This is a genomic window from Nocardia veterana NBRC 100344 (genome assembly GCF_000308855.1).
In the GTDB taxonomy this organism is placed as follows: domain Bacteria; phylum Actinomycetota; class Actinomycetes; order Mycobacteriales; family Mycobacteriaceae; genus Nocardia; species Nocardia veterana.
On the sequence record NZ_BAGM01000004.1, the window covers coordinates 119,007 to 142,571 of the forward strand.

At 67.8% G+C, this 23,565-nt stretch carries 18 protein-coding genes; 5 read left to right on the forward strand and 13 right to left on the reverse strand.

The genetic code is table 11. The features are described from left to right. Positions 1–39: 39 nt before the first annotated feature. The 5 genes from ON37_RS00585 to dprE1 all read right to left on the reverse strand — a co-directional run bounded on the left by ON37_RS00585 (position 40) and on the right by dprE1 (position 9,861). Positions 40–3,291: an arabinosyltransferase domain-containing protein gene (locus tag ON37_RS00585; protein ID WP_040715249.1), complete on the reverse strand. Its 3,252-nt coding sequence runs from the start codon at positions 3,289–3,291 to the stop codon at positions 40–42. 47 nt (positions 3,292–3,338) lie between these two features. Next, a complete protein-coding gene (locus ON37_RS00590) occupies positions 3,339–5,234 on the reverse strand; it encodes a DUF6541 family protein (protein ID WP_051031009.1) in 1,896 nt (631 codons plus the stop codon). Positions 5,235–5,431: 197 nt separating this feature from the next. Then, the gene (locus ON37_RS00595) at positions 5,432–7,411 is read right to left on the reverse strand and encodes a galactan 5-O-arabinofuranosyltransferase (RefSeq protein ID WP_040715251.1); all 1,980 of its coding nucleotides are present in this window, start codon (positions 7,409–7,411) and stop codon (positions 5,432–5,434) included. 201 nt (positions 7,412–7,612) lie between these two features. Further along, positions 7,613–8,374, reverse strand: a complete 762-nt coding sequence (gene dprE2, locus ON37_RS00600) for a decaprenylphospho-beta-D-erythro-pentofuranosid-2-ulose 2-reductase (protein WP_040715252.1) — start codon at positions 8,372–8,374, stop codon at positions 7,613–7,615. After that, entirely contained in the window at positions 8,371–9,861 is a 1,491-nt protein-coding gene (gene dprE1, locus ON37_RS00605) for a decaprenylphosphoryl-beta-D-ribose oxidase (RefSeq protein WP_168441214.1), read from the reverse strand. Before dprE1 ends, dprE2 begins: the two co-directional genes overlap by 4 nt. A gap of 233 nt (positions 9,862–10,094) precedes the next feature. On the opposite strand from dprE1, the gene ON37_RS00610 reads away from it, so the two are divergent. Further along, positions 10,095–10,559, forward strand: a complete 465-nt coding sequence (locus tag ON37_RS00610; protein WP_040715253.1) for a GtrA family protein — start codon at positions 10,095–10,097, stop codon at positions 10,557–10,559. Here ON37_RS00610 and ON37_RS00615 read toward each other — a convergent pair. The 3 genes from ON37_RS00615 to ON37_RS00625 form a co-directional block, all read right to left on the reverse strand. Further along, on the reverse strand, positions 10,546–11,175 hold the full coding sequence (locus tag ON37_RS00615) for a pyridoxamine 5'-phosphate oxidase family protein (RefSeq protein ID WP_040715255.1): 630 nt from the start codon (positions 11,173–11,175) through the stop codon (positions 10,546–10,548). The genes ON37_RS00610 and ON37_RS00615 overlap by 14 nt on opposite strands. Before the next feature lie 373 nt (positions 11,176–11,548). Continuing rightward, entirely contained in the window at positions 11,549–13,762 is a 2,214-nt protein-coding gene (locus ON37_RS00620; RefSeq protein ID WP_040715257.1) for a molybdopterin-dependent oxidoreductase, read from the reverse strand. Between the two features lie 102 nt (positions 13,763–13,864). Continuing rightward, complete coding sequence (locus ON37_RS00625; RefSeq protein ID WP_040715332.1) at positions 13,865–14,347, reverse strand: hypothetical protein; 483 nt, start codon at positions 14,345–14,347, stop codon at positions 13,865–13,867. Between the two features lie 446 nt (positions 14,348–14,793). On the opposite strand from ON37_RS00625, the gene ON37_RS00630 reads away from it, so the two are divergent. Together ON37_RS00630 and ON37_RS00635 are read left to right on the forward strand one after the other, a co-directional pair. After that, entirely contained in the window at positions 14,794–15,381 is a 588-nt protein-coding gene (locus tag ON37_RS00630) for a DUF4282 domain-containing protein (protein WP_040715258.1), read from the forward strand. A gap of 107 nt (positions 15,382–15,488) precedes the next feature. After that, on the forward strand, positions 15,489–16,361 hold the full coding sequence (locus ON37_RS00635) for a helix-turn-helix domain-containing protein (RefSeq protein WP_040715260.1): 873 nt from the start codon (positions 15,489–15,491) through the stop codon (positions 16,359–16,361). A gap of 38 nt (positions 16,362–16,399) precedes the next feature. On the opposite strand, the gene ON37_RS00640 is transcribed toward ON37_RS00635, so the two are convergent. Next, entirely contained in the window at positions 16,400–16,783 is a 384-nt protein-coding gene (locus ON37_RS00640; RefSeq protein ID WP_040715261.1) for a MarR family winged helix-turn-helix transcriptional regulator, read from the reverse strand. A 200-nt stretch (positions 16,784–16,983) separates the two neighbouring features. On the opposite strand from ON37_RS00640, the gene ON37_RS00645 reads away from it, so the two are divergent. Next, complete coding sequence (locus ON37_RS00645; RefSeq protein WP_040715334.1) at positions 16,984–18,453, forward strand: MFS transporter; 1,470 nt, start codon at positions 16,984–16,986, stop codon at positions 18,451–18,453. 73 nt (positions 18,454–18,526) lie between these two features. On the opposite strand, the gene ON37_RS30705 is transcribed toward ON37_RS00645, so the two are convergent. The 3 genes from ON37_RS30705 to rfbA all read right to left on the reverse strand — a co-directional run bounded on the left by ON37_RS30705 (position 18,527) and on the right by rfbA (position 21,269). Then, positions 18,527–19,651 (reverse strand): hypothetical protein, encoded by a 1,125-nt coding sequence (locus ON37_RS30705; protein WP_157171308.1) that lies wholly within the window; start codon positions 19,649–19,651, stop codon positions 18,527–18,529. 159 nt (positions 19,652–19,810) lie between these two features. Further along, complete coding sequence (locus ON37_RS00655) at positions 19,811–20,368, reverse strand: dTDP-4-dehydrorhamnose 3,5-epimerase family protein (protein WP_040715262.1); 558 nt, start codon at positions 20,366–20,368, stop codon at positions 19,811–19,813. A gap of 1 nt (position 20,369) precedes the next feature. Beyond that, complete coding sequence (gene rfbA, locus ON37_RS00660) at positions 20,370–21,269, reverse strand: glucose-1-phosphate thymidylyltransferase RfbA (RefSeq protein ID WP_040715264.1); 900 nt, start codon at positions 21,267–21,269, stop codon at positions 20,370–20,372. A gap of 230 nt (positions 21,270–21,499) precedes the next feature. Between rfbA and ON37_RS00665 the strand changes: the two genes are divergently transcribed. After that, on the forward strand, positions 21,500–22,516 hold the full coding sequence (locus ON37_RS00665) for an alpha/beta hydrolase (protein WP_083892599.1): 1,017 nt from the start codon (positions 21,500–21,502) through the stop codon (positions 22,514–22,516). 94 nt (positions 22,517–22,610) lie between these two features. Here the strand turns inward: ON37_RS00665 and ON37_RS00670 are convergent, their stop codons facing one another. Beyond that, on the reverse strand, positions 22,611–23,327 hold the full coding sequence (locus ON37_RS00670; protein ID WP_040715265.1) for a DUF8020 domain-containing protein: 717 nt from the start codon (positions 23,325–23,327) through the stop codon (positions 22,611–22,613). Positions 23,328–23,565: the final 238 nt, after the last annotated feature.

Here is a 23,565-nt window from a genome sequence, read left to right on the forward strand (position 1 = left end):
AACCCGCACCCGTGCCCGGTCTGCGCCGGTACCTACCTGCTATTTCACCTTGATCGGCGCGTCCTTGGCCCAGCCCCACCGCGTCTGCACGGTGACCCCGATATCGGCCGGCCGGGCCTCGGGAACGTAGGGGGTGAACTTTTCCAGCGAACCCCAGTCCCGGCCCCAGTCGTCGTTCAGATAGGCCGGCACGGTTTGGGCGGACAGCAGCAGACCCGTCCAGCCCAGGGGGCCGCCGCCGATGTCGTCCTGCCAGGCGTTGGAGGCGTCCGATCCGACCCGGTCCGGCAGGATGCGCCACTTCGGCACCTCGGCCACCCCGTCCTTGTGGTCGAACGGGCGTTGGCAGGGGAAGGCCAGTCCGACATGCCAGTCCTCGAGGACCGGGTCGGTATGGCCGACCACCGAGTCCAAAGTGGCCAGCTTCGGCAGCCGCGGCGGAGTGACCGCGAGCCACTGACGGGGCGTCAGATCGTTCGCGACGGCCACGATGCGGACCGCATCGGTGCCGTCCGGGATCCGATCCAGCGGCACCCGCATATTCCGCCACGACGGTGCGCCGCCGATATCGAGCGGCATGAACGAGCCGAGCGGGCGCACGGTGCCGTCGGCGGCACGGTCGCCGAATTCGACCCGCAGATCCTGACCGTAGGTGACCACACCGTCGGCATTCACCGACTTGATCCGCCCGGCCGCCGTCACCACCAGCACCTTGCGGGCCGGGTCCCGGCGCGCGTCGGCCAGATCCATCCGGTACCAGCCCGAGGTCAGATGTGCCTGCTGCTTGGTGCCGGTGGTGTAGCTACCCAGAACCGGCGTGCGTGCCGGGTCCAGTCCGAACGGCAGGGCGACCGTACTTCCGTTGACACCCGCCTGTTCGGTGGTCCCGCCGCCGGTGCCGGCGGTGGTGGTGCGGGTGGTCTTGTTGGCGGAATCGGTATTGACCGAATTCGCGCCGCCGGTGGTCGTCTCCTCGGCGTCGGCGGTCAGATCCTTGGCGACGCCGTTCGGGGTGAATCCGACGTTGTCCGCACCCAGCGCCTCGGCGGCGGAGCCGGAATAGGGCTGCAGCAACGAATCGGCGGTGTCGGTTTCGGTCAGCACCGCATCGGCCAGTGAGCACGGATTCCCGCCCAGCGCACGGATATTCGATTGGGCGATGGAATAGGCCGGATACTGGGTGAGCGCGCCCTTGCCGAGCGAGGCGACCTCGAACAACACCATGGCCGCCGCGGCGACGGTGAGCGGCTGCACGGCCCAGGTGTCGAAACGCCTGCGTTCCCGCGGTTTCCGATAGGGCTCTCGGTAGTACTGATAGGCGGCGAGCAACAGGCACAGCACCGCGAGCCCGAGGAAGAGGGTCGACAGACCCTTGCCGGCGATCAGCGGCGCCTTGTCGAACCACGGCACGCCGTAGCTGGAGACGTACCACCAGCCGTTGGAGCCGGTGAACGTGACCGCCAGCAGGAAGAACACGGCGGCGGCGAACAGCGACCGGTTGTACCGCGCGCGGATTCCGTTGATTCCCACCGCGACCGCGGTCAGCGCGGCCAGCGATCCCGCCAATCCGGCGTAGACGCCGAAGTGGTGGGTCCACTTGGTGGGGGTGAACATCATCAGCAGCAGCGACATGAAGACGATGCCGAGAATGCGGGCCGAGGGCCCCTTCGAGGTGCCCGGGATCCGTCCGCTCTTACGCAACATGACCAGGACACACGCGAGCAGGCACAGCAGCATGCCGAGGATGCCGAAGCGGCGCGCCAGCGAACCGTCGGGCGCCAGCATCAGCAGGGAATCCCAGCGGGTGCGCTCGTCGAACCAGGCCACATTCGGTCCGATGATCTTGCGGACCCGGGTGGCCTCCATGACCGAGGCCAGGGTCTGATCGGCGAAGACGACCACCAGTACCAGCGTGCCGGCGGCGATTCCCGGTGCCAGCAGAGCGCCGAAGCGCAGGACCGCCGCACCGAGCGATCCGCCGCCGCGGGCCCGGGACACGATGTGCTGCAACACCGGTCGCGACCCCGCGATCAGTGCGGCGATGCAGATCAGTCCGGTCGGCCCGGCCGCGAGCGAGAAGGCGGCGATGAGCACGGCCACCGCGGCGGGCAGCAGGCGTTTCGTCGCGATCGAGCGTTCGATCGAGCACCAGGTCAGCAGCGCGCCCAACGCGATCAGCGGTTCGGGGCGCAGGCCGTTGTCGTAGGGCAGCCACGCGACCAGGAACACCAGGCCCGCGGTCCACAGCGCCACACCGTCGCGCCGCACCCGAGACCCCAAGCGCGGCAACACCTCCCGGCTGATTACGAGCCAGCACAGGATTCCGGCCAGCAGCGCGGGCAATCGCATCCACCAGCCGGCGTCGCTGACTCGGGTCATCCAGGCGAGTACCTCGTACGGCCAGCCGAACGGCGCCTCGGCCACTCCGAACCAGCGGTAGTAGTTGGCCATATAGCCCGAATGTTTCGACGCTCGGGCCATATTCAGGATGTAGCCGTCGTCGGAGGTGTTGGCGCCGATGACATGCCAGAGCAGCAGCGTGCCCAGCACCACCGCGTCGGCGAGGGTGAATCGCCACCAGTGCGCCGGGAGGAAGCGGCGCGGCCGCCGGCCGTCCGCGGTATCGATCAGGTGCAGGCAGATCAGGGCGATCACCGTGAAGATCACCGCGCCGATGATCGCGGCCAGCTTCAGCGCACTCGGCGACGAGGAGAAACGGGAGTCGATGGCGGCGTGCAGCTGGGTGTCGGCGAGCCGATCGCGGGTGAGATCGGTGAAGACGCCGACCATCTGGGGCCGGATGTCACCGCCGACGGTATTGCTGAACGGCGTGCCGTCCTGCCGGGTCACGCCGGTCAGCTCGACCGTGGTGGCGGCCGCGGTGGAGCTGATCACGAAGCGCGCGCAGCCGCCCACCTCGGCCAGCGGGGCCGACAGCAACGGGATGTCGCGTTGCAGCACCGACAGGGTGCGTCCGCCGGGTTCGTCGACGACCTTGGCGAGCAGTCCCTTCGCCGAGGCGTTCGGCGCATCCGCCGGCACCGTGGACAGCACCGTGCCACCGGGCAGATCGCGGAATGCGCTGCAGGGCAGCGACACGTCGAGGGTCAGCGGCACATACGACACCAGCGGCGCGTCCACTGCGACCGACTGCGGTTGCGGCCAATCCAGACTCGCCCGGTCCTCCTGGACCGGCAGCAGCGGCGTGGCGATCGCGAGGAGGACGGCGATCAGCCCGGACAGCAGGGCGATCACCCGGATGCGGGGAAACGCTGGAGAGTCTGCGCGCACCCAGCGATGCTAAGCGACCCGAGCGACGGGTCACGTGGCGGCAGCGATCAGTGCAGTCCGCGCACGTCCCACACGACGACCCCGTCCACCACCCGGCCCGGAACACCGAGCAGCTGATCCAGGGTCGCGCGAACCGCGCCACCGTGCTCGGACGGCGGCAGCACCACCACATCGGCACGCCAGTAATCGAGATCCGCGCGCGCCTGCGCCCGGGCCTTGTCGTCGACGGATTGGATCCGATCGGTCTGCTGCGCGCGCATCAGCATGGTGGCGGTGGGGCGATCGTCGGGGCCGTAGCGTCCCTTCTTGTCCGCGGTCGGCCCGACGAAGTACCCACCGGCCAGCGGGAAGCGGAAATCGGCGTCGATCTGCCAGTTCAACGGCCGCGCGTTCAGGCGGGTGGGTGGCGGCGCGATCACCACGGAACCGCCGCTGAGGTAGTTGTCGACCGTGCCGTCGGTGAAGAACTGCGGGGTGGCGTCGCGGTGGGTCACCGGCAGCACGGTCGGCACCAGCGGGACCAGTGCCAGGGCCACCGCCGTGAACCAGATCGCCGGGCGCAGGTCCGAGGTGGCGGTCCGGGCATAGTGGAGCATCCGCTGGGTCGCCAGGGCCAGGATCGCCGCGACGGCGGGGATCGCGGCGAAGGTGAACCGGGTCTCCAGCACGGTATTCAGCAACGGCACCCGATCGAGCCAGTGCCACGGCAACCGGATCCCGGTATCGGATCTGCCGATGGTCAGCGAGACACCCAGCGACAGGACGCTGAACACCACGATCACCGCGGCCGCGGCCCGCACCACCCGGTGTTCCGGATTTCGCTTGCGCCACAACCAGATCGAGGTCACCGCGATCAGGACGAGCAGCGGCCAGCCGAAATACGCGTTCTCCTCGGTGGGGTTGATGGCCACGTTCTTTCCGGGCGCGAAGACCCCGCCCAGCGATTGCGACGGAAACTGGGTCAGGGCCTCGAGGTCGTTACCCATCGGCCCGTGATCGATGGACCGGTAGCTCTGCGGGCCGAAGAACTGCCACCACAGCGGCAGCGCCGTCGCCGCCACCGTGATCACCGCGCCCAGCGCGAGCGTCGGCGTCACGGCTCGCGCCACGCGCAGGCCGGTGCGGGGTTGGTGCAGGTAGTAGACGAGGGCGAACAGCCCGAAGCCGAGGGCGAAGATCAGCAGCGGTTCCTCGCCGAGGGCGATCTGCAGCGAGACCAGTACCGCGAGGACGACCGCCTCGCGAATCCGCCGGGTGCGCGACACCGGATCGCCGCCGAGCGCGCGGCGTGCCATTCGAATCACCAGCAGCGCCAGCACGGGCAGCAGCCCCAGGCCGACGAAATTGGGATGCGCACTCGCATGCGACACCATCGCCGGGGCGAAGCCACAGAACACACCGCCCAGCGCGGCGGCGAACCGCGACCGCACCAACTCCCGGGAGAACAGCCAGTACCAGGCGAAACCGGTGCCGGAAAGGCCGAGCGTCAACACCAGGACGAAGGTCACTGTCGGCCCGAACAGCAGTGTGACCGGGGTGAGCGGAATTCCGACGCCGAACATGGCGGTGTTGGCCATCATGTTCACGCCGTCGGGATAGTTCTGCAGATCGGTCCCGAGCGGATTGTGCAGCTGGGCGACCGCGTGCGCGGTCACGGCGAAGAACCATTCCCACATGGATTGGTCCTGGCCGCTCTCGACCAGATAGCCGTGCGTGGTGTCACGCCACTGGCCGGAGAGGACGGCGATCGCGAAGATCAGATACAGCGCGGCCACCGCGATATCGCCGCGTGCGGTCGCCGACCAGGTCCTGATGCGGTCGGCGAGACCCGTGGGGCGAGCGGAGCCGACGGCGGTGAGCTGCGGAGATCCCGAGGTGACGGGGTCGGTATCCCGCGCCTCGGTCTCCGTCGCATCGACCGTGACCGCGCCGGCCCTCCCCACCGGGTGCGATTCGTCCGGACCTGTTTCCCCGCCCTGTACCACTGATAAAACTCCTCCGAGCCGACGATCAGCCACCCACCGTACTCATCGGCGTAGCGGAACGCAGGCGACGAAGGTTAGTTATCCACAGGAATTCCGCAAATCCACAAACTTATCCACAGCGATTCGTGATCCGTCCCGACCCGGGTCACCGCCGGTCAGCGACGCACGATCAGCGTGAACGGGCCGATATCGGTGATGCGGAAGTGCGGATCGGCGAACAGCGTCCCCGGAAATTCGACGGTATAGCGCCGCACATTCGGATCGTTCGGATATACGTCCTCGGACAGGCGCAGCGTGTAGTTCTCGCCGCTGCGCCGGAACAGGAACGCATCGGGTGCGCGCCAGGGGGAATGGTTCAGCGCATCGATCAGCTCCGCCGAGGACTTCAGCTTGCTCCAGCGTCCGATCTCCGCCGCCCGGGCCGGGAAATCGGCCAGCGGGTTGGCGTAGTGCGAGGTCAGCGCCTGGAACCCGTAATACGGGTAGTACGACAGGAAGCTGGTGTCGGCGGTCAGGACCACCGTCTCGTCGCGCGGCCGCCCGGTTTGTTCGACGAGGGCCTGGTCGATGCGGCCGTAGTACGACACCGCCGACGGGCTGCGCTTGTCGGCGCGCACCCCGGCACCGTCGGTGTCGGTGTACGCGGTGGTGATCTCGGCATTCAGGATGCCGGGGATGCTCTGGGTGAAGGCCAGCGCGCCGAGCACCGCGACCACCGCGGTCACCGCGCGGAACCGGCGCGGTTCGTCGACGGCCTGATAGATCGCCCGCGCGCCCTCGACGAATCCGAAGGCGCCGGCCGCGGCCAGCAGCACCTGCAGAATCGGCTCCAGCCGGAATGCCAGTCCGGTCGTGCCCGCCGCGGTGACCAGCATGGAGGCCAGCGACCACAGATAGATCGCGACCACCGAGATGCTCAGCGCCTGCGCGCGTCGCGAACTGCCCGCACGCAGCACCAGCCAGATCGTGCCGAGCAGGCACAGCGCGCCGAGTAGCGGTTCGGAGAAGTCGAACATCGGGAACGCCAGCCGCGATCCGGATTCGGGCAGATAGTGCAGGGCGGTGTTGGATTCCGGCAGGTGCCCGGTCAGTACCTTCGCCAGATACGGGCCCCACACGATGAGCGCCATGATCGCGGCGATCACACCCATCACGATCAGGCGCAGCAGAATCGGCCACAGCAGCCGGAAGATTCCCAGCCTGGGCGCCCGCGGGCGGTGCACGGCGAGCTCGCGCTGCTGCCACCACAACGTGGCCCAGGCAACCAGTCCCATCAGCACCACGGTGAAGACGGCGACGCCGAAGAACAGGGTGTAGAACATGCCGGACAGCCCGAGGAAAGCGCCGGCACCGATCGTCGCGCCCCAACCGCCGGCCGTAGGTGCGGGTTCCGGCACCGCGTCGGCGTCGGCGGCGCCCGGGGCCGCGAATTCGGCCGGTCGATAGAGCGCGCCCCACGCCAGTACCATCGCCGGCGCGAACAGGATCACCAGTACGGCGCTGTAGGCCTCGGGCGAGGCGAAGGCGACCATCACCGCAGTGGTGGCGGCCGCCACCGCGACCGCCCAGTCCCAGCGAATCAGCTTGGACCACAAAACGAGTGCGAGCACCGAGGCCACCGCGAGCGAGACGATCGCATACGGCTTGAACGTCTCCCACCCGGCCGCACCGAGTAGATTCGCGACCCGGCCGCCGATCCAGAACCAGCCCGCCGGGTAATACGCCGGAATATCGGCGTAGGTCATATCGCGCAGCGCGGCGGTATCGGTGAGCCGGGTCAGATACTCGGTGCGGAATTCCTGGTCCACCGAGATGCCGAACAGATACAGCTTCGTCGCCGCCAGCGGCATCCCCAGGGTGACCGTCACGAAGGCCGAGATTCCGGCCCACGACAGCACTTTCGCCACCCACGGCCAGCGGTGCAGCCGGATCAGCACGATGGCGACGATCAGCAGCACCGCCGCCCCCGCCTGCCCGACGGTGGTGAGGGCCCGGGTCACATTGGATGAGTTGAATGCCGGCCACTGCACTGCCGACATCGCCACCAGCCCGATCGCCGCCACCAGCGCGGCGACCACCGCCCCGACGACAGCCTCCCCGAGCCCGCCCCCGACCTGCCGGACTAGTACGCGCACAGTGCCTCCGGATCCTCTCTCGCCGCGAATCTGCCCGCGAGCCTACAAGCCGCCGGAAACCGGTCGCCGCCGGAGAACTGCGGCGGGCCCGGCCGCACCGGGTAGCTCGAGACGACGAAGGAGAGCCGACGCTCGGCAGCGACGACTCTCCTTCACGGCACGATCGAACAACCGGCCCGCCGGACCTCGGTCGGAGGCGTTCTAGATGGGGAGCTTGCGGAAGATCGGCCGCGGGACGTGCCGCAGGATCATCATCACCCAGCGGAACGTGCCCGGCGCCCAGACCAGTTCCTTGCCCTTCTGCGCGGCCGAAACCGCAAGCGCGGCAACATCTTCCTTGTTCACCGTGAGCGGCGCCTCGGCCACGTGCGCGGAGAACCGGGTGCGCACCTGACCCGGGCGCACCACGGTGACCCGCGGGCCGTGCGGCCGCAGCGCCTCGCCCAGTCCGAGGTAGAAGCCGTCGAGGCCGGCCTTGGTGGAGCCGTAGACGAAGTTGGCGCGCTTGACGCGTTCACCGGCCACCGAGGACATGACGATGATCCGTCCGTACCCCTGCGCCTTCATCTTCTCGCCGACCAGCACACCGACCGAAACACCGGCGGTGTAGTTCACCTCGGCGACGCGCACCGCCTTCTGCTGGTTCTGCCACAGTTCCTCGGCGTCACCGTCGAGAGCGAAGGCGACGATCGCGACGTCGATATCGCCGTCCGCCCAGGCCTGTTCGATGACCTTGGGGTGGCTGCCGGTGTCCAGCGCGTCGAAGTCGACGACCTCGACCTTCGACGCACCCGCGGCCTCGAGCTGGGCCACCGATTGCGCGCGCAACGGATCGTTGGGCAGCGCGGCCAGCACGACGCGCGCCGAGCCCTTCTTCAGGTACTCCTCGACGATCGCGAGACCGATCTCTGAGGTGCCACCCAGAAGCAGAATATTCTGCGGGTTGCCTACCGCGTTGATCACTGCAGCTCCAGCCTTCTCGCCATATCGGACATGAAAACGCCTGTGGGATCGACACTTCGGCGGACCTTGATCCACTCGTCGATCTTGGGATACATCTTGTGGAAGGTCTCCGCGGTCGTGCGGGAGTCCTTCGCGGTGTAGAGGCGGCCGCCGAATTCCAATACGCGCCGGTCGAGTTCGGTGACCAGCTCGTTGAGGCCCGGGCGCACCGGGAAGTCGACGCAGATGTTCCAGCCCTCCATGGGGAAGCTCAGCGGCGCCTGGTTGCCCGGCCCGAAGAACTTCAGCACATTGAGCGCCGAATAGTGGCCCGAGGCCTGAATGTCGACGATGATCTTGGTGAATTCGTCCAGCGCCTCGGGCGGCAGTACGAATTGATATTGGATGAAACCGGCCGGGCCGTAGGCTCGATTCCACTCCGATACGACATCCAGCATGTGGTAGAACTGCGTCAAGTTCATGATCTTGCCGGTGTAATTGCCGCCGAGCGCGTAGTACGCCTCGCCGACCATGCCCAGCGTCAGCTTGTTCGCCGCGAAGCTGGGGAAGATATTCGGCACCGTCAGCAGATTCGGCGCGTCGAATTTCAGCGGATTCCGGCGCAGCTTCTTCGGCAGCTCGTCGAGGGTGGCCAAACGCCCGCGCGACACATTGGCACGGCCCAGCTTCGGCGGCGCGCTGATCACGTCGAACCAGGTCGAGGAGTAGGTGTAGTTCTCCTCGGAGCCGTCCTTGTGTACGGCGATGGTCTCGTCCAGTGAGGTGGTCTTGATGCCGTCGGCGATGAAATAGGCCGTCTCGGTCGGCGTCATCTCGATCGTCGCCCGCAGGATGATGCCGGTCAGGCCGTTGCCGCCGACCGTGGCCCAGAACAGTTTCGCGTTCTTCTTGGGGCCGATGTGCTGCACCTTGCCGTCGGCGGTCAGCAGATCGATCGAGCGCACGTGATTGCCGAAGCTGCCCGCGCTGTGGTGGTTCTTGCCGTGGATGTCGGAGGCGATCGCGCCGCCGACGGTCACCTGCCGGGTGCCCGGCAGCACCGGAACCCACAGGCCGAACGGCAGGGCGGCCTTCATCAGCTGATCGAGGCTGACGCCGGCGTCGACGTCGACGAGGCGGGTGTCGCGATCGATGCGGTGGATGTTGTTCAGCGCCGACATGTCGATGACGAGGCCGCCACCGTTCTGGGCGTGGTCACCGTAGGACCGGCCGAGACCGCGCGCGATGACACCGCGGCGTAGATGTGCGGGCTTGGACTCGTTGTCGTCCGCGACCATGGCCACGGCCTTGGCGATAAGTTCCGGATCGCCGGTCGAGAGCACTTCGGAGGTGGTGGGCGCGGTACGACCCCATCCGGTCAGTCGACGGGTGTGCGTCGGCAGCGAAAAGCTGTCGGCGGAGCCGTTGCTGCGTGCCTGTGACGCCTCGCCGTCGCCCGCGGAGTTCGCAGGACCCGCGGCGGTGGAGGTCTGAGCTTTCGTGGACATCGGCATAGAGGCTACAGGTATGGACGGGGCGGGGGTCGGGTGTCGCGGGTCCGCACCCCGCTCGAGGCGCATTTCACAGCGCCGACCGGGCAGGTGGTGCGGTTGCGGCGGCGGGGCGGGCGGGACCCGCTACTCTCGTGCGCGTGAGTGCGGAACCCCATCTTCCTCTTCCGGTCGAATTGCCTCTGGTAGACGAGCCGGGCGGCGCGACCGACGGGCCCGGAGGAGGCAGCGTGCGTAACCACGTAGGGACCGGGGAGCGCCGAGTCGTCGACAGCACGGATGTCGACCTGAAGACGCAGATCGTGCGGTTCGTCCTCACCGGTGGGCTGTCCGCGGTGGTCGACTTCGGGCTGTACGTCCTGCTCATGGCCCTGTTCGGGGTGCCGCGCGATTTCGCGAAGGCGTGCAGTTTCATCGTCGGCACGACCACCGCCTATCTGATCAACCGGCGCTGGACCTTCAAGGCGCCGCCCAGCCGCAGCCGGTTCGTGGCGGTGGTGATCCTCTACGCCGTCACATTCGCCGCCCAGGTCGGGATCAATGCCCTGCTCAACGACACCCTTCCCGCGATGGCGGTGGATATCGTCGGGCATTCGGTCAAGGGTGCGGTGTTGATCGCCTTCGTGATCGCGCAGGGTGTCGCGACCGTGATCAACTTCGTGGTGCAGCGCGCGGTGATCTTCAAGATCCGCTGATCGGGGGCCCGCCGACCAGCGCCTGCGCCTTCGTGCCGAAATAGTCGCCCCCTTTGGCTCGGGGGCTGTCGGTGCCCCAGTCGCGTTCCTCGCGAGCCGCCGGGACCAGGTGCGGAATATGTTTGCGGCAGTGGATATACGCCTCCTCGATATCCACGACCACCCACCGTTCGGCGATTCGCCCGCGTTCGGGTTGTGGCAGGTCCGGCACCCGGATCCGCAGTGTGGGGTCGTCGACGATGCGCGCCGAGCCGTTGATGTGCAGGCCGATCAGGTCGTGCGCGAAGTCGATCAGCAGGATGCCCACGTGCGGGTTCTCCAGAATATTGCCGAGGCTGGCCATCACCCCGTTGCCGCGATATTCGGGATAGGCCAGGGTGCTCTCGTCGATCACGTGCAGGAAGCCGGGTTTGCCGGCGCGGAAGCTGGTATCGCATTCACCGTGCCGGTCGGCGGTGGCGATGAAGGCCATATCCATGCGGCCCACGAACTCCTGCATCCGGGCGTTGAGCCTGTTCAGCACCTGTTCGGCGTAGAAGCGCTCGGCTCGATCGGCGGTGCCGAAGCGTTGTTGCAGTTCCCGCTCGCCGTCACTGCCGCATGATGAACCGGACATGCCACGCCCCTCCGGGTAGCTGGAATCCGCACATGGATGGTTCGGCGCCGAACCTGGAATATGCCGAAATCCTATAGCAACAAACGTTATTCGAACGGAGAATTCGGAGAATGGGCTGCTGGGACATGTGATGCTCGGGGATCGGTTGTGAGGAGTGTCGCCTCCCGGGCCCGGTCTGCCACAGGGTTTGTGAGGTGGCAGCGCCCGAAATGTCTGTTGCTGCAGCGATGCTGAGCACCCGAGGTCGGCGGGATGTCCGGTTTGGTTGTGGCCCTGCCGGTTTCGGCACGAGCGCCGTGCCGGGGTCGCGCGGGAGTTGCCGGGACGGGATCGTGTCCAGCTCCTCGGCGCTGGTTCGGCACCGCAGCGGCGCTCAGATCGGAGTGACGCGCACCGGCACGCCGTTGAACACCGCATTCCCGGAAACCGCGTCGATGCGTGAATCATCGGTCAGCGCATTCGCGTTCACGCCCGCGTGGGCGCGGGCGACCGATTGCGTACTGTCCGCATGGCCCCAGCCGTGCGGCAGACTCACCACGCCGGGCATGATCCGGTCGTTCGGTTCCACGGGAACCGTGAGCTTTCCGCTGGCCGACTCGATCGCGGCCGACTCGCCCAAGCCGAGGCGGGCCACGTCGTCGGGATGAATATGCAGGGTGCAGGTATTGGATCCGCCCACCAGATTCGGCACGTTGTGCATCCAGCTGTTGTTCGAGCGCAGCTGACGCCGGCCGATCAGCACCAGGTCGGGCTGGGCCGCGCGCAGGCCCGCGACCAGCCGCGTCGTATCGTCCAGCAACGGCTGCGGGGCCAGCTCGACCCGGCCCGACGCGGTGCGCAGCACCCCGGGCAGCCGCGGCTGCAATGCGCCGAGGTCGATACCGTGCGGATTATCCAGTAGCACGCGCAGATTCAGCCCCTCGGGAGCGATCGGCACCGCACGGCGCTCGGGATTCCATTCACCGTAGGGACCCAGCCGCAGCATCATGTCGATGCGCTGTTCGGTGCTGTTCGCCCCGATCAGCTCGGCGCGCCGCTCGCCGAGTCCGGCCTTGTGCAGGGTGCCGGCGATGATCAACTCGTCGACCGCCGCCACCGGATCGCGACCCGGTTCCCCAGCCTGTCCGGAGAGGGCGAGAGCCAGCCGGGCGAGGATTTCCGGTTCGGCGGGCCGGTCCGCGGGCAGCGGCACCAGCGGCGGCGAATAGCGCGCGTAATTGTGGACCGCGAACTGCAGCAGGGCGAAGTCGTAGTGCGGGGCCTGCATGGTGCTCGGCGGCGGGAGGATGACATCGGCGTGCCGGGTCGTCTCGTTGCGATACCGGTCCACGCTGACCATGAAATCCAGTCCGGCCAGCGCCTCGCCGAGGCGGGCACCCGCCGGAGCCGACAGCACCGGATTGCCGGCCACGGTCACCAGCATGCGGACCTGGCCCGCACCGGGCGTGAGGATCTCGTCGGCGAGGGTGGCGACGGGGAATTCGCCCATGGTTTCCGGCAATTCCCGCACCCGGCTGGTCCAGCGCCCGAGCCGGAAGGGCCGGCTCCGCACGATGCCCAACGCGGCCGCCGTGGCGAACATGGCGCCGCCGGGCCGGTCCAGATTGCCGGTCAGCACATTGATCACATCGACCAGCCACTGGGTGAGGGTGCCGAATTCCGCGGTGCAGGTGCCGATCCGCGCGTAGACGGCCGCGGTGGGCGCCGCGGCCAGTTCCCGGGCCAGGCGGACCACGGTCTCCGCCGGGACGCCGGTCCGGGCCTGCACCGCTTCGGCGGTGAACGGGATGGCCGCCGAACGGATCTGCTCGACACCCTCGACCTCGACGCGGATATCGACCAGATCCTCGGCGAACAGCGTGTGCACGATGCCGAACAGCAGATACGCGTCGCTGCCGGGCCGGATGAACAGATGCTCGTCGGCGAGATCGGCAGTGCGGGTGCGCCGCGGATCGACCACGACCAGCCGGCCGCCACGCGCGCGCAGTGCCTTCAACCGGCCCGGAAAGTCGGGTGCCGTGCACAGCGAGCCGTTGGATTCCAGTGGGTTGGCGCCGAGCATCAGCAGATAGTCGGTGCGATCGAGGTCGGGCACCGCGACGGTCAGCGGGTCGCCGAACATCAGCCCGCTCGATACCTGCTTCGGCATCTGATCGGCGGTGCTGGCGGAGAACAGGTTGCGGGTGCTGAGGGCCCGGATCAAGGCCGGCACGTACAGCGCGCCCGCGACGGTGTGGGCATTCGGATTGCCGAGGTAGAGGGCGGCGGCCTGGCGACCGTACTCGTCGAGGATCGCCGGGGCACGCTCGGCGATCAGATCGAAGGCCTCCGTCCAGCCGACCGAACGCCAGGTATCGGTGGCGCGGTCGCGGATCATCGGCTCGGTGAGCCGGTCGGGGTCGGCGTCCAGTACGCCCAGACTCGCACCCTTCGGGCAGATGAAGCCGCGGCTGAACGGGTCCTGGCGGTCGCCGCGCACGCGGGTCACCCGGTCGTCGGCATCGAGGGTGATCTCCAGGCCGCAGACGGCCTCGCACAGCGGGCAGGTGCGGTAGCGGGTACGAGTATCTGCGGTGACGCCGGTCATGGATTCATCATCGTCGGCGGTCCGGCGTTACGCCGGAAATCACCCGAAATGCGCGAAACCGCGAGAACATCAGTTGTTCTCGCGGTTTCGCGGATGCTCGATTCAGCTGGCGATGCGAGCGAGCTGCGGCTTGCGGCCGGAGTTCGCCGAGCGCACGGCCGCGGCGATCGCCACGACCGGCGGCAGCCAACGGGCCTCGTTCGGCGCCACGCCCCAGCAGGCCTCGCCGGCCGAGAGCTGAGTGGGCGGCAGCGGGATGCCGGCACCGTCGGTGTAGACGACCGCGCCAGCGGCACGCAGCGCCTCGAGTGCGCGCGCGGCCTTGGCGAGGCCGGTGACCAGGTGGATCTCGCGGCGCTCGGCGCCCGGGATCTCGATCACCGGTCCGGTCAGGTTGTTGGCCCGAAGGAAGCGGCGCACATTCGCCGCCAGTTCGCCGGCGACCTCGATACCCGAAACGTTCGTATCGGTGATCAGGCAGATGCCGTTGGCCGTTTCAGCGACCGTCCACCCGCGCTGGATGTAGTCCTGCGCGGTAGCGGCCAACGTCGCCGCTGGGACGGAAGTCGGAAACGTCGTACGCACTGTCTTCTCCATTCCCCGGGTAGATCTGGGTCCTGCGTCGGTGTTCATGGGACGTATCGGGCCGCGCTACCGGCGGTGTTACAGGTTGGTCGAATTTTCTTCGTGTGGGTCGGATACGTCACAGGGGCGGGCGATGATCGCCGGTTGCTATGAACGATTCCCAGGCTCGATCGCCGCCGTTGTGAACTGCTACGACTACCACTTTTCTTCCCCCGGCTGTGAATCGATTGCGTTGTGGCTGTTGGTTCCCTGGCAGCCTGCTGGGAGGGGAGCTCTGTGTTGTGATCTGTATCGCAGCGCGCGAGCGATGCCGTCGGTTCGCAGGGAATTGCTCCCTTTGCGCTGCGCGGGAGAGGATTCGCGTTATGAGCGAAGACCCGCAGCGGCACCGGAGCCGAGAGACCGAGGCCGGCGCCGCGCGCGATTCCGCTGGGGGCAAACGAGATATGGCAGAGCCTCCCGAGCCCGCGGCCGAACGCGCCGACGACCCTTTCGAGGACTGGCTCGACGAGGACGACGTGGCGGAGTCGCGCCGGCTCACCTGGAAGCCGGCGGCGCTGCGACGTCGCCCCGCCGCCGACACCGGCGAGGACGAGCGCCCCGAACCCTTCCGCAGTCCGGGCGCCTTCCGGGCCTGGTGTGTGGCGGCGGCCCGGGCACTGCTGGATGTGCAGTTCCGCACGCCGGCCACCCGCACCCTGCTGCCGTTGGCCTACCTGCTGGGGCTGGCCTTCGCGGTCGCCATCCCACTGGTGCTCGTCGTCGTGCTGTGGCAGGTGTCCGCCCTGCTCGGACTGATCTTCGCGATCGTGGTCGCGGCGCCGCTCGGGCTGACCATCGCGGCCGCGGTGCGACTGGTGCTGGAATTCCTGGTCAACGCCTCGCGACTGGCCAATCGGGTGGAACATATCAACACCCTCGCCGACGATCTGTTCCGGGCGCTGTCGGATGTGGCCGAGCCGGTCAATCAACTCTCGGAAGACGTTCGCGCCGTTCAATTCTGGCGTTTCCGCAAACGTCCGCCGCGCCGATAGCGCCCTCCCGCTGTGGTATCCGCCCTGGTCGGTGTTGTGCGACAATCCGTTCGGGTGTCGCGGAATCGAATTCGGGTGCCCGCGAAGGTTTCTGCCGAGGGGGAAGTATGGCTTTACCGCAGGGGATCACCGGTTCGACCATGCCGCGGCGGCAACTGGGTCGGCGACTGCGCGACCTGCGCAACCGGGCCCGGATGACGACCCGGGTGGCCGCTCGCCGGCTGGAGTGGTCGGAGGCGAAGATCTGGCGGATCGAGACCGGGCAGACCTCGCTCCGCAGCCTCGACGTCGAGGCCATGTGCAAGATCTACGGTGCGCCCGAGGCCGAACTCGAGCCGCTGACCGCGTTGGCCCGCGAAACGAAGGCACGGGGGTGGTGGGCCTCCTACGGTGATGTGATCGCCGAGGGTTTCGATGTCTACATCGGGCTGGAGGAGGCGGCGAGCAGGCTGTCCACCTTCGAGAACGAATTCGTTCCCGGGTTGTTGCAGACCGCGGACTACACCCGCGCCTTGTTGGCGGCGGCGCGACCCGAACTGTCCCGGGTGGAGATCGATCGCCGGATCGAGGTGCGGGCCGGCCGGCAGCGCCTGCTCACCCGCACGCCGGAGCCGGTGCGGCTGGTCGCGGTGATCGCCGAGGCACTGCTGTGGCGGCGGATCGGCGATGCGGCGGTCACCGCCGGACAGCTGGAACATCTGCGCCGGATGTGTGATCGCCCGAATATCGATATCCGCTTGGTGCCCAACGATTCCGGCTATCACCAGGGCTTGGATTCCGGGCGTTTCGTCCTGCTCGAATTCGGCGAATCCGACACCGAGCCGATCGAACCGCCGGTGGTGTACGTGGAGAATTTCCTCGGTCCCAGCTATCTCGACAAGGACGCCGAAATCGACCGCTATCGGGCGGCGTTCGCGAATATCCGCGCGGTGTCGGTGGACGGTCGCGCCGCATTGGACGAGGCCATCGCGGCTGTCTGAAAACACGACCGGCACCGCGCGATATGGCGGCGCTCCCGTCAGTGCAGCGTGCGTTCCAGCACTTCGCGATGGGTCGGCGCCGCCGCGGTGTGGACCGCGCGGCCCTTGTCGGTCAGGCAGACGTAGATCGCGCGCCGGTCCTCCGTGCACAGGGTGCGATCGACCAACCCGTCCCGTTCGAGGCGCGCCACGGTGCGTGAGAGCGCACTCTGGCTCAGGTGGATGTCCTGTGCCAGATCGCTCATGCGGTAACTGTCGCACGAGGCGTCGACCAGCCGGTCCAGGGTTTCGAATTCGCTGAGCCCGATGTGGTGTTCGCGCTGCAGATCCTTCTCCAGCGCACAGGAGACCGCCGCGTGGCGGGCGAGTAGCTCGCGCCATTCGCCGACCAGGCCGTCCGGGCCTGCGGACTTCGCTGCCACCGGCGGGCAACCGGTATCACTCGGCGCTGCGGACGGCAGACCTGCGGCCAACCCCGGTGCGGGGGGTGTCGAGTCCGTCGAATGCGCCGGAAACGCTGTCGACGCCTTTGTCATGCGGCCATCTTAGTGCTCGAGGCGAGTTCATGCAACCGCATTAAATGCTTGTGCATTAGATGCGTGTGCATGTAATGTTCCGCGACATGACTTCCACAGCAACACTTCCGGCCGCCTCCGTGGCCGATACTCGGTGGCCGATCCGGCTCTGGGGCATGCTCATCACGCTGTGCATCGTCCTGTTCCTGGACGGCCTCGACGTATCGATGGTCGGCGTCGCGCTGCCGTCCATCGGTACCGAACTCCATCTCGAAACCTCGACCCTGCAGTGGCTGGTCAGCGGTTACGTCCTCGGCTACGGCGGGCTCCTGTTGCTCGGCGGCCGCACCGCCGATCTGCTGGGCCGGCGCAAGGTCTTCCTCATCGCGCTCGCTGTGTTCGCGCTCGCCTCGCTGGCCGGCGGTCTGGTCAGCTCCGGGCCGCTGCTGATCGCGACCCGCTTCGTCAAGGGCCTGGCCGCCGCCTTCACCGCGCCCACCGGCCTGTCGATCATCACCACCAACTTCGCCGAGGGTCCGGCGCGCAACAAGGCGCTGTCCATCTACACCGTGTTCGGCGCGGGCGGCTATTCGATGGGCCTGGTCTTCGGCGGTCTGATGACCGGCTTCGGCTGGCGCTGGACCTTCCTGCTGCCGGTTCCCATCGCCCTGGCCGCACTGATCTCCGCCGCGATCCTCGTGCCCAAGGACAAGGGAGATGCCGCCGAGGGCGGTCACGATCTGCTCGGCGCGCTGTTCTCCACCGCGGGCATGCTGCTGCTCGTCTACACCGTGGTCTCCGCTCCGGAGGCCGGCTGGGGCTCGGCGCGCACCGTCGGATCCTTCGCCGCGGTAGTGGCCCTGTTCGCCGCCTTCGTCGCGGTCGAGAAGCGGGTGCGGCATCCGCTGGTCCGGTTGGGGATTCTGCGCAAGGCCTCGCTGGTTCGCGCCAGCCTGGTGATCGTCGCGGTCGCCGGTTCCTACTTCAGCTGGCAGTTCATCGTGACCCTGTACCTGCAGGACAACCTCGGCTGGTCGCCGCTGACGCTGGCGATGGCACTGCTGCCGGTGGGTGTGCTGGTGGCCCTGTCGTCGGTGTTCTCCGACAAGCTGGTCGACCGGTTCGGCACCGGGCCGATCATCGCCCTCACCACCGCCGTGATGGCGATCGGATACCTGCTGTTCCTGCGGATCGACACCGCGCCGTCCTACGTCGCGGTCATCCTGCCGGCGGTGTTGCTGATCGGTATCGGCTGGGTCGGCTTCCCGGCCATCAATATCCAGGCCACCAACGGTATCGACGACGACGAGCAGGGTCTGGCCGCCGGCGTACTGCAGACCTCGATGCAGGTCGGCGCGGCCATCGTGCTCGCCGTCACCACCGCGCTGATCTCGTCCGGACCGCACGGTAGTTCGCCCCAGGCAGTGCTCGACAGCTACCGGCCGGGACTGATCTTCGCCGGCGTCGCGGCGATCATCGGCACCCTGATCGCGCTGACCCACTTCCTGCCCGCCCGCCGCGCGCCGCAGATGGTTCCCGAGCGCGAACCGGAACCGGAAGAACTCGCCGCGGCCTGAGGCCCGGCGCGAATCGAATGCCACGCCCGGCAACCCACGCACCGGGCGTGGCATTCGGCCTCGCAGTTCTCCGCTACCCCGGAAGGCGGGCGATGATCCGACGCGCGAGTTCGGTGGCCTCGGGCTCGGTTCGTTCGGTGGGAAACTGGGCTGCCGGGCCACCCCAGGTGATCTCGATGGTCACATTCCTGGCGAGCACGATGATCTTCGTTTCGCGGCCCGGATAACGTCCGGCGTGCGGTCCGCCGGCGACGACGAGGTCGGCGTCGCGGTTGGCGAGGGCCGCTTGGTCGCCGAGACCGGGTACCGGTTGCGGGGCGCCGTCCTTGGCGAGGAATTGACGGTCGGATTCGTATTCCCGTTGGGCCGCCTCGACCGCTGAGCCGGTCGAACCGACGCCGCCGTGCGCGGTGACGCTCACCCGCAGTCGCGGCGGTGGGGCGGGGTTGTTGCGGTCGTAGGAGTCGCTTCCCCACGTGCACTGCTGGCTGTTGCCACCGGAACCGGTGCGGTTGAGCGGCAACTGCTCGGCCGTCTCGGGAATGTCGGCGGCCAGCGCATCGCACAGCCCGCTGATATCGCTGACCAGCCCCGGTTTACCGGCGCCGGTGGTCGAGCCGGGCGCTGCAGCCACTGCTCGATCGACGTACTTGCCGAGGACAGTGCGGAATTCGTCGTATCCGGGCTCGGTGTAGAGCTTCGGGTTGTCCCGCCGCACATAGGTGAGGAATGGGCACGGGTTGTGGTCGCCCGCGGATCCCCGCAGCTGTTCGCTACCGACCTTCTTACCGGTGGCCGCTTCGTACACCGTCACCTCGTAGCGGCCGCGGTGCAGGGGGACAGTCTCGCCGTCGTCGAAGGTGCACGTGGTGAGGTATTCACCGGCTTCGCCCTTGCCGAGACAAGCGATGAGCTGGTAGCGGGCGGGCTCGACCCGACTCCACTGGAGCGGTCGATCCGAATCCCACTCGGTTGTGGAGACCTCGTCGATCGAACCCAAGTCACTGGTGACGAACGCGACGATCGGGTGTGGCGCACTGCCTGCGTAGGCAGGAGCTTTGGGGAAATAGGTCCGGTTCGCTCCACAAGCGCCACTCAGGTCGCGATTGGTAGTCAGATCACGGTCGTCGGCCTTCGGGCCGGAGCTGGGCCTGGAGGCGCATCCGGCCACCGGCGCCACGAGGAGCGCCAGGGCCATGGCGCCTACTGCGATGTGCCGCAACATTTTACCTGATGACAACCGGCGTTCCCCTCGAATCACGGCCCGCCTCCTGTGCCGGCTGACCCCACCGTCCATCATCGTATTCGCGGGCGATCTGTGCAGAGGTATTCCTGCGAGACCGGACGGAGCCGGTGGTCAGCGCAGGCTCCGCAACCCCGGGGCGGCAGCATCCTTCGGCGAGCGGAGGTAGGTGAGCGGGCGGCCGTCGGAACCGACGGCCGGCCAGTCGATGGCGAGGTCGGGATCGAAAGCGTCCAGATCCCGGTCGAATTCGGGGCTGTACTCGAGCGAGCACAGATAGGTCACCGTCGAGTCGTCGGCCAGCGACAGCAACGCGTGGCCGAGGCCTTCGGACAGAAAGACCGAACGGCGCTCGACGTCGTCGAGCACCACGCTGTCCCAGCGTCCGAACGTGGGCGAATCGCGCCGCAGATCGACCACCACATCCAGGAACGCCCCGCGCATACACGTGACGTACTTCGCCTGTCCGGGCGGGTTTTCGGTGTAGTGGATGCCGCGCAGCACCCCGGCGGCCGACGTGGAGGTGTTGACCTGCAGCAGATCGAAGGGCCTGCCGGTCGCCTTCTCGAATTCCGAGGCCTTGAAGGTTTCGGCGAATACGCCGCGCTCGTCGCCGTGCAGGGCGGGGGTGAACTCCCACGCGCCCGGGACCGCGAGTTCTCGGATCCGCATCTCACACCTCCTGTCCGTAGCCGTCGAGACCCTCGTCGCGCCCGCGAGTCAGCAGGTCGAGCAGGTAGGTCCCGTATCCCGAGCGCACCATCGGCTCGGCGAGCCGGCACAGCTGTTCGTCGTCGATGAATCCCATCCGCCAGGCCACCTCCTCGGGGACGCCGATCTTGAGGCCTTGGCGTTCTTCGATGGTGCGCACGTAATTCGCCGCGTCCAGCAGCGAATCGAAGGTGCCGGTGTCGAGCCACGCGGTGCCGCGGGCGAGCGTTTCCACCTGCAATCGCCCCTGCTCCAGGTAGGTGCGGTTGATGTCGGTGATCTCGTACTCGCCGCGGGCGGAGGGCCGCAGCCCCCGGGCGATCTCGACCACGTCGTTGTCGTAGAAGTACAGGCCCGGGATCGCGTAGTTGGACCGCGGCAGCTTCGGCTTCTCCTCGATGGAAACGGCTCGGCCGCCGACGAATTCGATCACGCCGTAGGCCGACGGGTCCGACACCCGGTAGGCGAAGACCGCCCCGCCGTCGAGACCGTCGAAGCGCCGCAGCCGGGTGCCCAGCCCGGGTCCGTGAAAGATGTTGTCGCCGAGGACCAGTGCCGCGGAGTCGGTGCCGATGTGATCGGCGCCCAGGACGAAGGCCCGCGCCAGGCCGTCGGGTTCGGGTTGCACCACATAGTCGAGCGACAGACCGAATTGACTGCCGTCGCCGAGCAGCCGCCGGAATGCCTCGGCGTCCTCGGGGGTGGTGATGACCAGGATGTCGCGAATGCCCGCCAGCATCAGAGTGGAGAGCGGGTAGTACACCATCGGTTTGTCGTACACCGGGACCAGCTGTTTGCTCACCCCGCGCGTGATCGGGTGCAACCGGGTACCGGTGCCACCGGCCAGGATGATTCCGCGCATGTGATGCAAGTCTGCCAGCTGTCGCCCGTTCGGGCTCGATGAGGTTCCGACTGGACCGCGAAATGGTCACGGTGGTTTCGCAGCTCCATGGTTGGGCGATCAACTATTGCGTAGGTCACATATCCATGGTGTTGTGAAACACCAGTATGTGAGATGTCAGCGCCGACGCCTCCGCCACCGTATCGCCGGTGGCCGGCCCCTCGGCGCGCCGAGTGGCAGGCAGGTGCGCGATGACGGCGATTCCCATCGGCGAGGCCGAATACCAGCCGGGGCTCGAGCCCGGTGTTGTCGTGAATCCGGAGGGTGCCAGCCTGCATTCGCAGGCGGTACTGCTGACGTGCCGGGGCGTCGTCGGACCGTTCATCCGGCGCTATCCGATCACCCCGATGACCATGCCGGTGGCCCGGGTTCTGGTCGACCGGCTCGCCGCCCTGCGTCCGCGCGTGCGCGGGGTCGAACGGGAGCAGGTGCGGTTGAGCAACTTCCGCATGGAGATCATCCGACCCGCCGGAGCGCGGCGGTCGCTGCGCGACGGTGCCGTGATGTACATGCACGGCGGCGGCTTCTTCCTGTGCGGCCTGGATTCGCATCGGCCGATCGCGGCCAGTCTGGCTCGGCGTACCGGTTTGCCGGTCGTCAATGTGGACTATCGGCAGTTGCCGGGCACCCCGATCGCCGGTTCGGTCGAGGATTGCGTGACCGCCTACCGCTGGCTGCTGCGCCACGGTGCCGATCCGGCGCGCATCGTCTTCGCCGGCGATTCCGCGGGCGGTTTCCTCACCTTCGCCACCGCGTTGCGGGCCGCGCAGGCGGGGCTGCCGGCGCCGGCCGGTTTGGTCGGCCTGTCTCCGCTGCTCGATCTCGACTGCCGGGTCAAGGGTGACTACATGAACGTCGCCCGCGACGCCTATATCCCGATGACCGCGGTGCGGCAGATGGTGCGGTACGGGGCCGAGGCCGAAAAGCCCCTCGATCCGGCGCTGTCCCCGGTCAACGGCTCGCTCGCCGGGCTACCGCCGGCCCTGTTGATCGTGGGTGAGGACGAACTGCTGCGCTGCGATGCCGAACTGATGGCTCGCCGGCTCACCGCCGCGGGCGTGCCGAATTCCCTGGAGCTCTGGCGTGGCCAGGTACACGCCTTCATGAGCATCCTGCCGAATATGCCGGAGAGCCGGGCGGCGCTGGCGCGGGTGGCGCGGTTCGTGCGGGCCCGCGTCGAACCGGAGCAGGCGGCGCGCAGCGCCTGAGCCCGAGGTATGCAGCGCCTGAACACCCCATCACGCAGCCGAGGCCCCCACAGCAGTCGCTGTGGGGGCCTCGGTGATCCGATCGGGTGCCGGATTACTTGGCGGGAGCCGGCGCCGGCGGGTTGAACGGCGCGTTGATGGTCGCGAAGTACTGGATCGCGGCGCCGATGGCGACCGGTGCGGTCACGAAGATCTGACCGGCCAGCACACCCAGGAAGCCGACGGCGGCGGCACCGGCGACACAGCCGCCGAGCGGGCCGAGGCCGAACAGGGTGGCCAGCGCACCGGTGGCGACGACACCGAGGGCAGCGCCCGCGATGCAGCCGATGGCCGCGCCACCGATACCACCGACCAGGGTGCCGATGGTGGCGCCGGTGGAGATGGTGTCCTTCAGGCGGGTGAAGGCCGCGACCTCACGGTCGTAGGGGGTCTTCCAGGGGGCCGACTCCTCGAACGGCAGCGCGACCGGCTTGTACACCGCGTGCTGCAGGTCGAACTGCGGGGTCAGGGTGGCGGTGTTGCCGGAGATGTCGGCGGCGATCGGGAACTCGAAGTCGTCGACCCGGAAGTTCAGCGGGGTGCCGGCGAGAACGGTGCCGTTGGCGGCCTTGATCTTGAAGACGCCGTCTTCGACGTCCATCGAGCCACCGTCGGTCTTGATGACCGCTTTGTCGTTGTCGACGACGCTGGCCTTGTAGTGAACGCTTTCGGGGGCGGCCGGGGCCGCGGGGTCTGCCGTGGCGGTACCGGCGGCCACGCCGACTGCGGCAACAAGCATGGCGGCCGTCGCGACGAATTTCCTCATCATCATTTTCTGCGGAACCTCGATACAGAGTGGTTCTGGGACGAGATAAATAAAAAAGGAGGTCAGCTAACGAGCGGTGAACCTACTGTGTCCGTTCATTCAAATTCTGTTCACCGCCGGGTCCTCGCGGATCGTCAGGTCGCGGAAACGTGCAGTGTGCCTACAGTTTTGGTGGAAATATCTGAATCGGTACAAAGCGGACATTCCGCTTGGTTTGTGTCGAAGGTCACACGCGGCCCCGGGC

Excerpts from the sequence above, each read along its gene's own strand:
- dprE1 (WP_168441214.1), bottom strand. The coding sequence starts at position 9,861 with ATGTCCACGAAAGCTCAGACCTCCACCGCCGCGGGTCCTGCGAACTCC.
- ON37_RS00615 (WP_040715255.1), bottom strand. The coding sequence starts at position 11,175 with ATGTCCGGTTCATCATGCGGCAGTGACGGCGAGCGGGAACTGCAACAA.
- ON37_RS00620 (WP_040715257.1), bottom strand. The coding sequence starts at position 13,762 with ATGACCGGCGTCACCGCAGATACTCGTACCCGCTACCGCACCTGCCCG.
- ON37_RS00630 (WP_040715258.1), top strand. The coding sequence starts at position 14,794 with ATGGCAGAGCCTCCCGAGCCCGCGGCCGAACGCGCCGACGACCCTTTC.
- ON37_RS00635 (WP_040715260.1), top strand. The coding sequence starts at position 15,489 with ATGGCTTTACCGCAGGGGATCACCGGTTCGACCATGCCGCGGCGGCAA.
- ON37_RS00645 (WP_040715334.1), top strand. The coding sequence starts at position 16,984 with ATGACTTCCACAGCAACACTTCCGGCCGCCTCCGTGGCCGATACTCGG.
- ON37_RS30705 (WP_157171308.1), bottom strand. The coding sequence starts at position 19,651 with ATGGCCCTGGCGCTCCTCGTGGCGCCGGTGGCCGGATGCGCCTCCAGG.
- ON37_RS00655 (WP_040715262.1), bottom strand. The coding sequence starts at position 20,368 with ATGCGGATCCGAGAACTCGCGGTCCCGGGCGCGTGGGAGTTCACCCCC.
- rfbA (WP_040715264.1), bottom strand. The coding sequence starts at position 21,269 with ATGCGCGGAATCATCCTGGCCGGTGGCACCGGTACCCGGTTGCACCCG.
- ON37_RS00665 (WP_083892599.1), top strand. The coding sequence starts at position 21,500 with ATGACGGCGATTCCCATCGGCGAGGCCGAATACCAGCCGGGGCTCGAG.
- ON37_RS00670 (WP_040715265.1), bottom strand. The coding sequence starts at position 23,327 with ATGATGATGAGGAAATTCGTCGCGACGGCCGCCATGCTTGTTGCCGCA.